At 68.1% G+C, this 15,177-nt stretch carries 16 protein-coding genes; 9 read left to right on the top strand and 7 right to left on the bottom strand.

Annotated elements, in window-relative coordinates; all coding sequences use genetic code 11:
- Nucleotides 1-103 precede the first annotated feature (103 nt).
- The 4 genes from ACFXKA_RS32355 to ACFXKA_RS32340 all read right to left on the bottom strand — a co-directional run bounded on the left by ACFXKA_RS32355 (nucleotide 104) and on the right by ACFXKA_RS32340 (nucleotide 3,213).
- Nucleotides 104-400, bottom strand: a complete 297-nt coding sequence (locus tag ACFXKA_RS32355; protein ID WP_354847175.1) for a DUF2516 family protein — start codon at nucleotides 398-400, stop codon at nucleotides 104-106.
- Nucleotides 401-579: 179 nt separating this feature from the next.
- Nucleotides 580-1,248 (bottom strand): heparin-binding hemagglutinin, encoded by a 669-nt coding sequence (locus ACFXKA_RS32350; protein WP_379430194.1) that lies wholly within the window; start codon nucleotides 1,246-1,248, stop codon nucleotides 580-582.
- Nucleotides 1,245-1,781: a helix-turn-helix transcriptional regulator gene (locus ACFXKA_RS32345; RefSeq protein WP_354847020.1), complete on the bottom strand. Its 537-nt coding sequence runs from the start codon at nucleotides 1,779-1,781 to the stop codon at nucleotides 1,245-1,247. Before ACFXKA_RS32345 ends, ACFXKA_RS32350 begins: the two co-directional genes overlap by 4 nt.
- 136 nt (nucleotides 1,782-1,917) lie before the next feature.
- Nucleotides 1,918-3,213 carry a DUF445 domain-containing protein gene (locus ACFXKA_RS32340; protein ID WP_379430243.1) on the bottom strand — a complete coding sequence of 432 codons (1,296 nt, stop codon included), beginning with the start codon at nucleotides 3,211-3,213 and terminating at the stop codon, nucleotides 1,918-1,920.
- A gap of 186 nt (nucleotides 3,214-3,399) precedes the next feature.
- On the opposite strand from ACFXKA_RS32340, the gene ACFXKA_RS32335 reads away from it, so the two are divergent.
- From ACFXKA_RS32335 to ACFXKA_RS32325, 3 genes are all read left to right on the top strand, one after another.
- On the top strand, nucleotides 3,400-4,140 hold the full coding sequence (locus ACFXKA_RS32335; protein ID WP_379430193.1) for a TetR/AcrR family transcriptional regulator: 741 nt from the start codon (nucleotides 3,400-3,402) through the stop codon (nucleotides 4,138-4,140).
- Between the two features lie 110 nt (nucleotides 4,141-4,250).
- Entirely contained in the window at nucleotides 4,251-5,684 is a 1,434-nt protein-coding gene (locus ACFXKA_RS32330) for an AarF/ABC1/UbiB kinase family protein (protein ID WP_354847023.1), read from the top strand.
- Between the two features lie 25 nt (nucleotides 5,685-5,709).
- Nucleotides 5,710-6,951, top strand: coding sequence for a saccharopine dehydrogenase family protein (locus tag ACFXKA_RS32325; protein ID WP_379430192.1), 1,242 nt, complete (start codon nucleotides 5,710-5,712; stop codon nucleotides 6,949-6,951).
- 82 nt (nucleotides 6,952-7,033) lie between these two features.
- Here ACFXKA_RS32325 and ACFXKA_RS32320 read toward each other — a convergent pair whose 3' ends face one another.
- Nucleotides 7,034-7,990 (bottom strand): hypothetical protein, encoded by a 957-nt coding sequence (locus tag ACFXKA_RS32320; protein ID WP_379430191.1) that lies wholly within the window; start codon nucleotides 7,988-7,990, stop codon nucleotides 7,034-7,036.
- Nucleotides 7,991-8,073: 83 nt separating this feature from the next.
- On the opposite strand from ACFXKA_RS32320, the gene ACFXKA_RS32315 reads away from it, so the two are divergent.
- The 5 genes from ACFXKA_RS32315 (at nucleotide 8,074) to ACFXKA_RS32295 (ending at nucleotide 11,982) form a co-directional block, all read left to right on the top strand.
- Complete coding sequence (locus ACFXKA_RS32315) at nucleotides 8,074-8,703, top strand: TetR family transcriptional regulator (RefSeq protein ID WP_354847032.1); 630 nt, start codon at nucleotides 8,074-8,076, stop codon at nucleotides 8,701-8,703.
- Between the two features lie 126 nt (nucleotides 8,704-8,829).
- Nucleotides 8,830-9,537, top strand: coding sequence for an ESX secretion-associated protein EspG (locus tag ACFXKA_RS32310; RefSeq protein WP_379430190.1), 708 nt, complete (start codon nucleotides 8,830-8,832; stop codon nucleotides 9,535-9,537).
- A 69-nt stretch (nucleotides 9,538-9,606) separates the two neighbouring features.
- Nucleotides 9,607-10,458: a polyphosphate kinase 2 family protein gene (locus ACFXKA_RS32305; protein ID WP_354847038.1), complete on the top strand. Its 852-nt coding sequence runs from the start codon at nucleotides 9,607-9,609 to the stop codon at nucleotides 10,456-10,458.
- Between the two features lie 163 nt (nucleotides 10,459-10,621).
- The gene (locus tag ACFXKA_RS32300) at nucleotides 10,622-11,416 is read left to right on the top strand and encodes a thioredoxin domain-containing protein (protein ID WP_354847041.1); all 795 of its coding nucleotides are present in this window, start codon (nucleotides 10,622-10,624) and stop codon (nucleotides 11,414-11,416) included.
- The gene (locus ACFXKA_RS32295; RefSeq protein WP_354847044.1) at nucleotides 11,416-11,982 is read left to right on the top strand and encodes a vitamin K epoxide reductase family protein; all 567 of its coding nucleotides are present in this window, start codon (nucleotides 11,416-11,418) and stop codon (nucleotides 11,980-11,982) included. The genes ACFXKA_RS32300 and ACFXKA_RS32295 overlap by 1 nt, the downstream gene beginning before the upstream one ends.
- Here ACFXKA_RS32295 and ACFXKA_RS32290 read toward each other — a convergent pair.
- Nucleotides 11,979-13,127: a S1C family serine protease gene (locus tag ACFXKA_RS32290; protein ID WP_379430189.1), complete on the bottom strand. Its 1,149-nt coding sequence runs from the start codon at nucleotides 13,125-13,127 to the stop codon at nucleotides 11,979-11,981. The genes ACFXKA_RS32295 and ACFXKA_RS32290 overlap by 4 nt on opposite strands.
- 64 nt (nucleotides 13,128-13,191) lie before the next feature.
- Nucleotides 13,192-13,929, bottom strand: coding sequence for a ZIP family metal transporter (locus ACFXKA_RS32285; RefSeq protein WP_354847049.1), 738 nt, complete (start codon nucleotides 13,927-13,929; stop codon nucleotides 13,192-13,194).
- A 106-nt stretch (nucleotides 13,930-14,035) separates the two neighbouring features.
- Here ACFXKA_RS32285 and ACFXKA_RS32280 point away from each other — a divergent pair, with 106 nt between their 5' ends.
- Complete coding sequence (locus ACFXKA_RS32280; protein ID WP_354847052.1) at nucleotides 14,036-15,088, top strand: NAD(P)-dependent alcohol dehydrogenase; 1,053 nt, start codon at nucleotides 14,036-14,038, stop codon at nucleotides 15,086-15,088.
- Nucleotides 15,089-15,177: the final 89 nt, after the last annotated feature.

The raw sequence follows: 15,177 nt of genomic DNA, 5'->3' as shown, positions 1-15,177 counted from the left end.
CCGAGACGGAACCCACCTCACCCCGGCCAGCGCATTGATGTGAACAAAAAATGACCGCCACCCGGATGCTCCGGAGTGGCGGCCGAGTGTCTCGAACGCGGGTTTACCAGCGCGGCCCGCGCTGGATCTCATCCACCTTCGGCCGGACATCGGCGAGGTAGACGCCGGTGGCCACGATCGCCGCGATACCCAGAATCCCCACCGGGGTCTGCGCCAGCAGCAGGGCGCCCAGCGATGCCAGCAGAATCGCGATCCACACCGGCTTGGTCAGCTTGTCGACGGCCGTGAAGGCATCCGGGCGCTGGCGAATCGCGTGCACGAGCGCGAACACCGTCATGCCGAGGGCACACAGCTGCAACACTGTCAAGATCAAGCTGGGGATTCCCATCACCTCACCCATCATACGGGTGAAGCCCTGCCCACCAGGGCTTCTCACCACGACACGGGTTGCGGAACTCCGATGCTCACGCCGCCCGGTGGCATCGCATCCTCGGAGGCCGGCTGCGTTCCCCCGAAACGCGGCCGCCCTCGCACACGTGAGTGTGCGAGGGCGACAAGCTTTTTCGCGAAGTGCGAGATCTACTTCTTGGCGGGGGCAGCCTTCTTGGCGGGGGCAGCCTTCTTGGCCGGAGCCTTCTTGGCGGCAGCCTTCTTGACCGGGGCCTCGTCCTCGACCGGAGCGGTCTCGGTGGTCACGTCCACGACCTCGGCGTCGACGGCCTCCTCGGCCTCGGCCTCTTCCTTGCCGGCGAGCCCGATGTAGGGGCCGACCTGGTCGGTCACCTTGCCGATGATGTCCTGGGTCTGCGACAGCAGGTCGTTGTAGCGGGTCTCGACCTGCTCGAAGCGCTCCTCGAAAGCCGGGTTGCTGCGCAGCTTCTCGACGGTCTCCTCGCCGCGGGCGGCCAGGTCGGCGTACAGGTCCAGCAGCTGGTGGTAGTACTGGTCGACCAGCTTGCGCAGCTCCTCGGCGGTGGCCTTCTCGCGCAGCTCGGCCAGGTCCTCGGGCAGCTCGGACGGCAGCGCCTGCACGCGCTGGCGCAGGGTCTCGGCCTGCTCCTGCAGGTCGGCCGGGAGGTTGGCGACGCGCTCGCGGGCCTCGTCGATGCGGCCCTGGACGTCGGCGGAGGTGGCGCGCTCGCGGATCTGCGAGACGGCGTCGAGCACGGCGGCGTAGATGGCGTCACCCGCGCCGACCGTGGCGTAGATGGGCTTGGTCACGGTCGCGGTCAGGTTCGATTCGGTCATGATGGTTCGCTCTCCTGGCGTGGCGGAACTTCGGTTGTGCGGTGCGGAACCTCGTTGTCCCTGTCTCCCCCGGGAACGCCCCCCATTAGGTCCGTTGCGTCCCCTCTGTCCTCGTTCGCCTGGTTTTCCCGGCAGAACGATTCATAGATGTCCAGGAGGACCTGCTTCTGACGTTCGGTCAGGCCGGTATCGGCCAGCAGGGCATCCCGGACAGGGCCGTGCGGCCTCTGCTCGAGGTACCCGGCCCGCATGTACAAGACCTCCGAGGAGACCCGCAGACCCTTCGCGATCTGGGCGAGTACCTCGGCGGACGGGTTGCGCAGCCCGCGCTCGATCTGACTCAAGTACGGATTGCTCACCCCCGCCAGCTGTGCGAGCTGACGCAGCGAGACCTGGGCGGCCTCGCGTTGCGCCCGGATGAAGCCCCCGATGTCGTGAGCCGCGTTGGCTACGCGACCCGTCCGATCTCCGGCGGCGGACGTCTCCGCGCTGTCGCCCTCGATCGGTTCGGGAACCTCGGGATCGTGCTTCATCACTCACCTTCCGGCGGTTGTGCGGTCAATTCTAGGACGGGGTGCTAGCTCTTGCAAGCGCTCTGCTAGCGCAGTTCACCGAATGGCGCGCGGCAAACAGCCGGCGCTCCGCCCGCGGCGCTTATTGGTCAAATGTTCAGCCATTGAACAGCAAATGAGAGATGGCATAGATGACCAGGCCCGCCAGCGAACCGATCACCGTGCCGTTGATGCGAATGAATTGCAGATCCTTGCCCGCCGCCAATTCGATCTTGCGGCTGGCCTCCTCCGCGTCCCAGCGGGCAACGGTGTCGCTGACCAGCGACGCGAACTCGGCGCCGTAGTTCGTGACCAGGTACCGGACGCCGCGCTCGAGCCAGCCGTCCACCTTGTCCCGCATGGCGGCGTCGGTCGAGAGCCGCTCGCCCAGCTGCTGCACATTGTCGGCCACCTTGCGGCGCAGCGTGGAATTCGGATCATCGGCCGACTCCAGGATCATGCGCTTGGCCGCCCGCCAGGTGGCCTGCGCCATCCCGGTGACCTCGCGCCGGCCCATGAGCTCGGTCTTGATCTTTTCCGCCTTTTCGATCATGGCGTCGTCGAATTGCAGATCGTGGGCGAAATCCTCGAGGAAGCGATTCGCCGCCAGCCGCACCTCGTGATCGGGCTGGGTGCGCACCTTCCAGGTGAATTCCACCAGCTCCCGATAAATGCGCTCGGCCAGCAGCGAATTCACGAATTTCGGGGCCCAGGACGGCGCGTCCCGGTTCACGATGCGGTCCAGCGTCTCCTGCGAGTCCAGCGCCCACTGGTGCGCGCGCTCGGCCAGCAGGTCCAGCAGCGGAGCCTGCCGGTTGTCCGCGATCAGCTCCTTGAGCACCTTGCCGATGGGCGGACCCCACAGCGGCTCGGCGATCCGCTTGACGATGGTGTTGTCGATGATCTGCTCGACATCCTCGTCGCGCAGCACGCCGATGACCGCGCGCAAGATGGTCGCGCTCTCGTCGGAGATGCGTTCCGCGTGCTCCGGCTCGGCCATCCAGCGGCCGAACCGGAGCGGGATCTGCGCGGAATTCACCTTGACGGTGACGGCATCCGGCGACAGGAAATTGGTGCGCACGAATTCGCCGAGTCCGGCGCCCACCTGATCCTTCTTCTTGCGGATGATCGCGGTGTGCGGAATCGGCAGGCCCAGCGGATGCCGGAACAGCGCGGTGACGGCGAACCAGTCGGCCAGCGCACCGACCATGCCGGCCTCGGAGGCGGCCTTCACATAGCCGACCCACTCGCCGCCCGCGCCGAGCGAACTCATCCAGGCGCAGACGATGTAGATGATCGTGGCCGCGGCGAGAAAGCCGGTGGCAATGCCTTTCATGCGCCACAGCTCGCGCTTCTTGCCCTCTTCGTCCAGGAGATCGGCGAACGCTCCGCCGCCGTTGGGTGTGGTCTTCATCGGCTTCGGCTCGGTCGTGTCGAGTACCCCGGCACCGCCGGCAGGTTGCTCCATATCGTCCATTCTGGCGCGTGGTGTGACGAACTCCCCGCCACCGGGCCCTTCCCGATCGGCGACGATCCACAGCATGGGAGGCTTAAGCTGAATAGGCCCAGGCCCAGGACGCGAACAAGGAGCCAACGCAGCGTGACCACCAAAGGCAGCGTGAGTGCCGCCGTGGAGGCGGCCACCGGTCCACGCGGTGGTCGTGTCGACGGCCGCAAACGCCGCTGGCAACAGCACAAGATCGACCGGCGCGAGGAGCTGGTGGACGGCACCCTCGCCGCCATCCGCAAGCGCGGCGGCGACGCCGGCATGGATGAGATCGCCGCCGAGATCGGCGTCTCGAAAACCGTGCTCTACCGGTATTTCTCGGACAAGCAGGACCTGACCCGCGCCACCATGGAGCGCTTCATCGAGACCACGCTGATGCCGCGCATCTACGAGGCCATCAGCGACGACCTCGACGAGTATCAGCTGGTCCGCAATACCTTGGCGGCCTATGTGCACACGGTCGACTCGGACACCGATGTCTACCGGTTCATCATGGGCAACGGCTCGGCCACCGACACCTCCACCCTCGCCGATTTCGAGAAGCTCTTCGCGCAGGTGGTCTCGGCGGTCATCATCGACAAGTCCTTCGACCGCGGCATCCAGACCGAAGGCGCGATGCTGTGGTCCTACGTGCTGGTCGGTGGCGTACAGCTGGCCACCGACTGGTGGATCTCCAACCGCACCATGTCCAGCGAGGAAATGCTCGACTACCTCACGATGATGGCGTGGAGCGCCATCGAGGGCATGGTCCGCGCGGGCGGCGACCGGCACTACTTCAACGCGCGCCCGCACGTGCTGCCGGACCCGGAAAACCGCGAAGACAGTGCTAGCTGACGGCTAGCACTCGAGTTCGCAGTGTGGTTAGGCTGAACCCGGCGGACCACACCACGGGGTATCCGCCGTGTCGGCACCAACGGGGGTGTTGGCTCCCATGGAGGGTCACTATGGCGAAAGAGCTGCCCACATCCAGGCTTGCGCGGGGGACGAAGCTGGGAATTGCCGTCGCCGGTAATGCCTTGCGCGCCCAGAAGACTCGACGATCCATGCGCGGCCGCTCGGAGGCCGTGCGGGCGCGGATGGCCGAGGAGTCCATGATCCGGGCCACCGAGCAGATGGTCATGGTGCTGGGCACCATGAAGGGTGTGGCCATGAAGCTCGGGCAGATGCTGTCCGTACTGGACCTGGATCTGGTGCCGCCGGAGCATCGGGATCGGTTCCAGCGCCGGCTGGCGGTACTGCGCGACAGCGCGCCCACGGTGTCGTTCGAGGTGATGCGGGCGGTCATCGAGGAGGACTTCGGGCAGCCGCTGGAGGCCGTTTTCGCCGAATTCGATCCGGAACCCGTGGCCGCGGCCTCGATCGGGCAGGTCTACAAGGCGACGCTGCACGACGGCCGCGAGGTCGCGGTGAAGGTGCAGTACCCGGGCATCGACGTCGCGGTGCGCGCGGATCTGAAGAACCTGGCCATGTTCCGGCGCATCCTGCAGTCGGCCATGCCGTGGGTGACCCCGGCCGTGCTGGACGAACTGCGCCTGAATCTGGAGAGCGAACTCGACTACGTCGCGGAAGCCACTACCCAGAAACAGATTTCGGAGTTGTTCACCGGGCACCCGTTCATCGTGGTGCCGACCACCTACCCGGAACTGTCCACCACCCGCGTGCTGGTGAGCGAGTACTTCCCGGGCCGCGGCTTCGACGAGATCCGGGAACTGCCAGCGGCGGAACGCAATCGGATCGGCGAGATCATCTACCGCTTCTATGTGGGCTCGCTGTTCACCTTCAACGAGTTCTGCGGCGACCCGCATCCGGGCAATCTGCTGCTGGGCCCGGACGGCCGGGTGGCGTTCCTGGACTTCGGGCTCTTCAACCGGATGGATCCCGAGCACGTGCAGTTCGAGGCCATCTGTATTCGCGCCGCGGCCGAGGAGCGGGCCGAGGATCTGCGCGATCTCATGGTCGAGCGCGGGGTCATCGATTCGCCGGAGGAGATCACGCCCGAGGAGTGCCTGGAATACGTGCTGGCGGCCTGTGAATGGGCGCTGGTGGACGAGGATCTCACCATCACTCCCGAATTGGCCTCCGGCGCTTTCGTTCTGGCGGTGGATCCGCGGGCCAGCGAGTTCACCGGGATGAAGCAGCAGAATCTGCCGCCCGAGCACCTGTTCTCCCGGCGGGCCGACTTCCTCACCTTCGGCATGCTGGGGCAGCTGGAGGCGACCGGCAATTGGCATCGCATCGCGCGCGAGTGGCTCTACGGGGACGAGCCGGTCACCGAACTCGGCCGCGCCCATCACGACTGGCTGGCGAGCCGCCCGGCTCCGGCGCCGACCACCGGGGGGCCGACCAAGAAGACCCGTAAGCGCGCCGCCAAGGCGTGAAACCTCACCGACGGGAAAGAGAGCCATGGCCAACAGGGAATTCGACATCGTCCTATTCGGGGCGACCGGCTTCGTAGGCACGCTGACCGCGCAGTATCTCGCCGAGGCGGCACCGGCCGGTGCGCGCATCGCGCTGGCCGGGCGGTCGCCGGAGAAGCTGGCCGCCGTGCGCGCGGAACTCGGGGCCGCGGCGGCGGAATGGCCGCTGGTGCAGGCGGATTCCACCGATCAGGCCAGCCTGGACGCGCTGGCGGCGCGCACCTCGGTGGTGGTCACCACCGTGGGCCCGTACCTGCGCTACGGGTTGCCGCTGGTGCAGGCGTGTGCCGAGAAGGGTACGCACTACGCCGATCTCACCGGTGAGCCGCTGTTCATCCGGGAGTGCATCGACCACTTCGGCGAGCGGGCCGCCGAGACCGGCGCGAAGATCGTGAATTCCTGTGGCTACGACTCGATTCCGTCGGATCTGAGCGTGTATCAGCTGTACAAGCGCAGTGTCGCGGACAACGCCGGCGAGCTCACCGACGTCACCCTGGTGGCCTGGCTCAAGGGTGGCGCCAGCGGCGGCACCATCGATTCCGGGCGGGCCATGATGGAGGCCATCGCGGAGGATCCGAGCAAGGCGTCGGTGATGTCGCACCCGTATTCGCTGAGCCCCGACAAGGCCATGGAGCCCGATGTCGGCCGCCAGAGCGATCAGGCGCTCTCGCGGGCCTCGGCCATCGATCCGAGCCTGGACGGCTGGGTGGCGACCTTCGTCATGGGCGCGCACAACACCAAGATCGTGCGCCGCTCCAATGGCCTGCTGGGCTGGCCGTACGGCAAGAACTTCCGCTACCGGGAGGTCATGAGCGCGGGCTCCTCGGCCACCGCGCCGCTGGTCGCCGCGGGCATCGCGGGCGGGATCGTGGCCACCATGGCGGCGGGCGCGGTGCTCTCGCGAGTGGCCGTGGGCCGCAGGCTGATCGACCGCATCGTGCCCAAGCCGGGCACCGGGCCGAGCGAGCAGGCCCGGCGCAGCGGCTGGTTCACCATGCGCACCTTCGCGCACACCACCTCGGGCGCGAAGTACGAGTGCACCTTCGCCGGCAAGGGTGACCCGGGCTATCAGGCCACCTCGGTCATGCTGGGCCAGTCCGGCCTGTGCCTGGCGTTCGACAGCCTGCCGGAGCTGGCGGGCATTCTCACCCCGGCCTCGGCCATGGGTGACGCGCTGACCGAGCGGTTGCGCGCGGCGGGCATCACCATCGAGGTCGCGCCCGTCTGACGCGCCGCGGCGATCACGTCCGGCGCGCCTCGGCGATCACATCCGGCGCGCCACGGCGATCACGTCCGGCGCGCCACGGCGATCACGCCGGAGTGCTGTATTCCGCGATGAGCTCGCGGTAGCGATCGAAGGCGGGCTTCGGCGTGTAATCCGAACGCAGGAGCCCGAATTCGAGGTTCATATCGCCCTGATCGCTGTAGGAGTCGCGCAGGCCGAAGTGCTCGTAGGTGGTGATGTTGAGCTCGCCGGCCAAGCCGTCGACGAGGCGCACCACGGTCCCGAGCATCTCGGCCTGCCGCGCACAGGACCGGTCCGGCCCGGTGGCCCAGCCGTTTTCGGTGATGTGGATGGGGGTGGTGGCCGGAATGCCTGCGGCGGACAGGCTTTCGCGGCGGAAGGCGGTCACCACCGCGGTGATGGCGGCTTCCAGGCTCTCGGCGGCGATCGGGCGAAAGACGTCGGGGAAGAAATCCAGGCCGACATAGTCGAGCGCGGCGGCGAATTCGCGCCCGCCCCGCCGGCCCAGATCGGTCCAGAACTCCTGTGCCGGATCGAAGATCGGTGTCGCGTTGCAGCCGATGCGGACCGCGAGGCCGAGCCGGTCGACCTCCGCGCGGGCGGCGCGCACCCCCTCGATGATGGCCTGCCGGACCTGCGGGTAGCCGCCGTTGCCGCCGGGTCCGGCATGGTTGGGCTCCTCCGCGATCTGCAGTGAGCAGAGCACCGGTCCGTAGTCACGAATCTGCTTGCGCAGGAACGCGAGCCAGCCGGTGAGGTCGTCGCCGGGTTCGTGGAAGCACACCACCAGATCGAGTTTCCGGTGCGCCGTGGCGTACTGCCAGGGCTGCGGCGGGGCCTGCTGGAATCCGCCGCGCGCGTCGCTGTAGAGGACGTAGCCGCGCACCACGAACGGATGCTCGCCGTGCAGTTCGTCCAGGGCCGCCGTGATGCGGTCGGCCTGTTCCGGTGGGCCGGGGGTGACATTGCCGAACTGATCGCCGGCCAGTCCGCCGGCGTAGATGCCGAATCTGAGCGTCATGGGTCCGACCGTATCTCAAATTTTGGTGTCGCACCAATTTTAGTGTCACACCTATACTGCTCCGCGACAGGAAGGAGTGGTCGTTGGCACTGCGCGAGGAGAAGAAGCGCGCCACCCGGACCGCGCTGGCCGACGCCGCCATGGCGTTGTTCGTGGAGAAGGGCTTCGACAAGGTGACCGTCGCCGAGGTGGCGCGCGCCGCGAACGTGTCGGTCAACACGGCGTTCAACTACTTCCCGACCAAGGAGGACCTGTTCTTCGACCGTCAGGACGAGGTCGCGAACCGGCTCGCCACCGCGGTGCGCGACCGGGTACCGGGCGAGTCGGCGGCCGCGGCCGTGCGGCGGGCCTTCCTCGACCGGGTGCGGCGCGAGGATCCCACCCTCGGCCTCTCCCCCGGCGCCACCACCTTCTGGCGCCTGATCGACGACAGTCCCGCCCTGCAGGCCCGATTGCGCCGGCTCGGCGAGCAGACCGAGACCGCGCTGGCCGAGGCGCTCGCCGAGGCCACCGGCACCGGCCCGGACGACCCCACCGCGCGGCTCGTCGCGGCCGCCCTGGCGGGCCTGGATCGCGCGCTGCACGCGGAGATCCGCCGGGCCACGCTGGCCGGCGCGGACCCGGAGACGGTGCGCGCCACCGTGATCCGAGCGGCGACCGACGGATTCGACACGGCGGTAGCGGGACTCGCCGATTTCGCCACCCGGCGATAGCAACCCGCCGAAGGAGTGCGGCAGGTCACAGATTGCGCGTGCCGGTGACAGGCAGCACCCGCAGAATCTCTCCGGTAGGGTCGCGGACGGGACGGAGGTGGTACCCAAGAAAGGGGGGTCGGCCACGTGAAATGGATCCTGACCCCGGACGAGTTCGCGATGATCTGGACCCGCGAAACCGATCTGGAACGCCGTCCCTATCCACTCGACACGACTCCGGCGGCACCCGAGAACCCCGGCGACGCATCGCAATTCGGGCCGAATACCCCGGGCGGAGCGCCGGCGCGCTTCCTGCGCCGCACCGATCCCGACCTGGCCGCGGCATTGACCCTGTGCGCCCGCACCGACACCACCACCGTCACCCTGTACGGCGAGCGCACCGCGGGCCCGGAGGCCCGGCGCATTCTCGCCTTCGCGGCGGTGGCACAGCAGCGGGTGGGCATTCTGGTCTCACTGCCGGACGCGGTGACGGTATCGCTGTGTCCCGCTGAGCAATTGGGGCGGGAACTGGTGGAGGTCATCGGATCGGCGCCGCCGGGACGGCTGGAGCCGCTGCGCGAACCGCAGCAGGCGGTGCTGTATCCCGACGCCGCCGGCACCGGCGCGGAGGCCGACCGCTTCCGCCGCAAACTGCGGGATCCGGTGGACGGGCGCGGATTCATCACCGTCACGGTCGAACCGGCGAATCCGCTGTCGCCGCCGACCCGGCATCGCACCTGGCTGGACTTCTCCGGCGACGGCCGCTATCTGCTGACCACGGCCGCCGACCTCACCCTGACCCCGGTCACCGATGAGGAATTGGCCGCCCACCTGGTGCGGCTGGCCCGGGTGTGAGTGCGGGCACCGGTCGGAGTTCGGCGCGGTTGCCTGCGGGAAACCACGCCCCCGTGCTAGGCATGATGAATGGCGAAGGCGACATCCTGGTCGAAACCGGTCACCAAGGCGCTACGCGCCGATGGCGTCAGGGTGAAGGATCTGAATACATCCGCGACTCCGGGTTTCAAGGGCGACAAGCGCGCCGGCGAGGCCCTGCTCGAGGAACGCCGCGCGGTGTTGTCGGATCTGCAGGAAAAGCTCTATGCCAACGGCCGTTCCGGTGACACCCGCAGCGTGCTGCTGGTGCTGCAGGGCATGGACACCGCGGGCAAGGGCGGCATCGTCCGGCACGTGATCGGTTCGGTGGACCCGCAGGGCGTGGACCACGCGGCCTTCGGGGTGCCGACGCCGGAGGAACAGAAGCACCACTACCTGTGGCGCATTCGCAAGAAGCTGCCGCGCGGCGGGCAGCTCGGCGTGTTCGACCGCTCGCACTATGAGGACGTGCTGGTAGTGCGGGTGCACGATCTGGTCGCGCCGGAGGTGTGGGGCAAGCGCTACGACGAGATCAACAAGTTCGAGCGCAAGCTGGTGGACGACGGCACCACCGTGGTGAAGGTGGCCATGTTCGTCTCGCTGGACGAACAGAAGAAGCGGCTCATGCAGCGGCTGGACCGGCCCGACAAGTACTGGAAGTTCAACCCGGGCGATATCGATGAGCGCGCGTACTGGCCGCAGTACCAGGAGGCGTACCAGGCGGTGCTGGATCGCACCAATACCGACTACGCGCCCTGGTACGTGCTGCCCTGCGATTCCAAGTGGTACGCACGGCTGGCCGTCACCGAACTGCTCATCGACGCCCTGCAGGGCCTGAAGCTGGACTGGCCGCCCGCGGAGTTCGATATCGCCGAACAGAAAAAACGTCTCATCCAGGGGTGATAAACACCGCTACCGGGTGAATTCTCGCCGCTGACCACGGAAAATCGCTCGTCGCCGCGGACCGGGCGCGACTCGGCACGCGCACATGCAGGAATCTCTCAGGTTCTCGGGTGAAGATGGGCGCGCACGTGTCGTGACAACGGAAGGCGTGGTGAGCACAGAGGTGAGCACTAAACCGGGTGACCGTAAAAATCCGCTCGCGAAAGCGGCGCGGGCCGAACGCAACCGCAAGATCTTCATCCAGGTCGGCGTGGCCGCGGTCCTGGTCGGTCTGGTGGCGGCCATCGGCATCGGTCTGGCGATCCGCAAGCACGACGACAACAAGGGCGCGCCGGCCGCGTCGTCGGCGTCGTTCGCCCCGGCCGTCACCCACGATCCGAGCTCGGGCGCGACTCCGCCGAACGTCACCCCCGGCGGCGCCATCCGCATCGGCAATCCGGACGCCAAGGCGAAGATCCAGATCGTCGCCGACTTGCAGTGCCCGGCCTGCAAGATGTTCGAGGGCTACAACTCCGACGTGCTGGCCAAGGCGGTCCAGAACGGTTCCGCCACCATCGATTACAACATCATCTCCTTCCTGGACCGGGCCTCCAACGGCAACCAGTACTCGACCCGCGCGGCCAATGCCGCCTATGTGGTCGCGGCCGCGGACCCGTCGAAGTTCCAGGCCTGGCTGGGCACCATGTTCGGCAAGCAGCCGCCGGAGAACGGCAACGGCATGACCGATGACCAGCTCGTCCAGATCGCGGCCGACGCCGGATACACCGATCCGCAGGTGGCACAGGACATTCGGGACGGCAAGTACATCCAGTTCGTGAAGGACGAGACCAAGGCGGTCTTCGCCACCGGTCTGCAGTCCACCCCGACCGTGTACGTGAACGGCAGCCAGGTGCAGGATGCCAAGACGCTCATGAGCCCGGGCGGCATGACCTCGGCGATCGAGAACGCGAGCAAGTGATGATCGCGGCAGGTCCCCGCTCGGCCTGGCCGCTGCTGCTGGGTGCATTGATCGGCTGGGCGGCGTCGGTGACGCTGCTGGTGGAGAAGTTCAAGTCGCTGACCGAGCCCGGCTACAAGCCGATCTGTTCCATCGATCAGACCCTCTCGTGCTCGACGGTCATGGAATCGCCGACCGCGTCGATGTTCGGATTCCCCAATCCGATCATCGGCGTGGTGGGGTTCTCGGTCTTCGTCACCGTCGGCGTGCTGCTGGTGTGCGGAATCGCCCTGCCGCGCTGGTTCTTCGGCGCCATGTGGTTCGGCCTGCTGCTCGGCGTGGCGTCCATCTGCTACCTGGTGTGGGACGCGGTGTTCAAGATTCACGCGCTGTGCCCGTGGTGCATGGTGGTGTGGGCGGTGACGCCGGCGCTGCTGGCCATCGTGACCAATGTGCTGTGGGGACGCTCGCGGGGACTGCTGCAGATCCTGGTGGAGTGGCGGTGGACGCTGGTCGCCGTCTTCTACGCGGTGGTCATCCTGATCGTGTACCTCCAGTTCCAGTCGTACTGGAACAGCAAGTTCTAGTTGGGCGGGCCGACGGTGAGCGTCACGTTCACCGTCCGGTGCCCGCCGTTCGGGTCGCTGACCTCGAGCCGCACCACATCGTCCGGTCTGTGGGCGTTGAGTGCGGCTTTCAGCATTTGTGAGCTGGTGACCGGGCGGTCGTCGAGGGCGGTGATGACCTCGCCGTCGGTGAGTCCGGCCTCGTAGGCGGGCAGTCCGTAGATGGACACGTCGATGCGCGCGCCGGCCGGCTGCGCGTCGGAGGTGAGGATGCCCAGGGTGGCGGTCGGGCCGATGTGCACGGTGTCGGTCGGTGTGCCGGAACGGATCTGGCGGACCACATTCATGGCGGTGTCGATGGGCACGGCATAACCGTTGGGGCCCTTGCCCGTTGCCTTCTGCATGTCGCCCGAGGCGGCGGTGATGACGCCGATGACCGAGCCGTAGCGGTCCACCAGCGCGCCGCCGGACTGCCCGGCGGCCACCGCGGCCGCGACCTCGATCATGCCGTGCAGCGATTTCCGCGACAGGTCGGCGGCATTGCGCGCCACGATGGCCGAATCCAGATTGGTGATGGGCCCGCCCACCGCGGTCGGTGAGCCGGTGCCGCCCGCATTGCCGATGGCCAGCACGGCGTCGCCCAGGTGCAGTGGGGCGGAGTTGCCGATATGGGCGACCGGGAGCCCGCCGGCGCCGTTCAGATCCAGCACGGCGATATCGGCGCCGGAGTCGTAGCCGGCGACGGTGGCGGTGTAGGTCGCGCCGGTGCCGACATCCGAAACCGTCACGGTGTCAGCGCCTTTGATGACGTGGTGACTGGTGAGCACCTCGCCCTCGGCGGTCAGCACGATGCCGGAGCCGGCCGCGCCCAGGCCGTAGGGCCGGATGCCGGCGGTGATGTTCACCAGCGCTGGTTCGGCCACCCGTGAGACCAGATCGACATCCAGCGGCGGCAGCGACGGGCCGGCCAGCTCAGCCGTGGTGGCATCGTCGCGGAACGGCCAGCGCGGCAGTTCGCCGCGGTAGCCCAGGAATCCGGTGATGCCGAGGACGGCGGCGACGACCAGTGCCAGGGTGCGCCCGCCCCGCCCGGGCCGACGGCCCCGGACCGGGTAGGGGCCGGTAGCGCCGCCCGCCGGATCAACCCCGCGCGTGTCGCTGTCCACGGACCCTCCCGATTGCGGTTCGCCCGCCGGCTCGAGCATGTCTGTCTATTGGTGTACCAGTATTTCAATGGCTCAGTGCCGCAACAGCCAACATGGCCAGCACCCCGGCCAGGGTGCACAGCAGCGGTCCCCGGGCGGGTTTGCCCGCATGTGCCTCGGGCAGGATATCGGCCGTGGCGAGATAGAGCAGGAAGCCCGCGAAATAGCCGAGATACAAGCCGACGAGTTCGGCGGGCACCCGCACCAGCGTGCCGATGATCGCGCCGGCCACCGGGGCGACGGCATCCAGCCCCAGCATGATCAGGCCGCGTGTGCGGGCATTGCCGTACAGCGTGGTCAGGGTGAAAGTGTTGAATCCGTCGGCGAAGTCGTGGCAGATGACCGCGATGGCCACCGCCACGCCGACCGCCGCGCCGGCCTGGAAACCGAAGCCGATGCTGAGGCCGTCGAGGGTGGAGTGGAACACCAGGCCCGCGCCCGCGAGCAGGCCCAGCGAGGAGAAGTCGTGATTGTGCCGGTGCGCGACGAATTCGTCCTCGTAGCCGGTGTGCAGGGCCATCGAGCGCTCGATCACGTGCACGGTGAAGAAACCGACCACCGCGGCCAGCAGCGGCACCGGCACGCCGAGCGCGATGCGGCCGTCCTGCTCCAACGCGTCGGGCATCAGGTCGAAGGCCACCACGCCCAGCATGACGCCCGCGGCCAGGCCGAGCACCAGCCGCTTGCGATCACCGATGTGCACCGCCAGCAGCCCGCCGATCAGGGTCGCGCACATGGAGAGCAGGGACAGCAGAATGGCCATTCCGCCAGCATGACGCCGTTGGCGGCCGGAGTGCCAGGCCGCGCCGCGGGTGAGAAATCGAACGATCGCTTGGTCATTGCGGGCATGCGGGAGTAGGCATGACCTCATGAGCACTGCTACCGCCTACGCGGTCTCCGCCCCGGACGCGGCCTTCGAGAAAATCGCCATCGAGCGCCGCGAACTGGGCCCCTACGACGTGCTGATCGACGTCAAGTACGCGGGTATCTGCCACTCCGACATCCACACCGCCCGCAACGAGTGGCGGGGGACCGCCTATCCGTGCGTGCCCGGCCACGAGATCGCCGGCATCGTGGCCGCGGTCGGCTCCGAGGTGACCCGGCACCGGATCGGCGATCGGGTCGGGGTGGGCTGCCTGGTCGGCTCCTGCGGACACTGCGACCCCTGTCTGGCCGGCGAACAGCAGTACTGCGAGAACGGGGCGGTCTGGACCTACAACAGCCCGGTGCCCGCCGAACAGCAGGCGGGCGGGCGCACCCTCGGCGGCTACGCCACGCAGATCGTGGTGACCGAGAGCTTCGTGCTGGCCATTCCGGAGGGCATCGGGCTGGATGTGGCCGCGCCGCTGCTGTGTGCGGGCATCACCCTGTTCTCGCCGCTGCGGCACTGGCACGCCGGACCCGGCAAGCGGGTCGCCATCATCGGTATGGGCGGGCTCGGGCACATCGGCGTGAAGATCGCCGCGGCCATGGGCGCGGAGGTCACCGTGCTCAGCCACTCGCTGTCCAAGCAGGAGGACGGCCTGCGGTTCGGGGCGCACCACTACTACGCCACCGGTGACCGCGACACCTTCAAGAAGCTGCGCGGATCCTTCGACCTCATCATCAATACCGTCTCCGCCGACCTGCCGATCGAGGACTACCTCAAACTGCTGCGGCTGGACGGCAGCCTGGTGGCGCTCGGGCTACCCGAGCAGCCCTACAGCGTGCGGGCTTCCGCGCTGGCGGGCCTCCGCCGTTCGCTGTCCGGCTCGATGATCGGCGGCATTCCGCAGACCCAGGAGATGCTGGACTTCTGCGCCGAGCACGGCATCGGCGCGGAGATCGAGGTGATCGCCGCCGACCGCATCGACGAGGCCTACGAGCGAGTGATCGCCTCCGACGTGCGCTACCGCTTCGTCATCGACGCCGCCACCATGTGAGGCCGCGGTCGGGGGTGGGGGGGGGGGGGCGCGCCGCCCGCCGCCCCCCCCGGGCGCGCCGCGCGCGACGCCGAGCACGCCCCGGCGGG

The sequence above is a fragment of the Nocardia sp. NPDC059228 genome (assembly GCF_042754245.1).
Lineage (GTDB): Bacteria > Actinomycetota > Actinomycetes > Mycobacteriales > Mycobacteriaceae > Nocardia.
The sequence above is the reverse complement of the archived record's forward strand: the minus strand, read 5'-3'. Positions and strand labels throughout refer to the sequence as shown.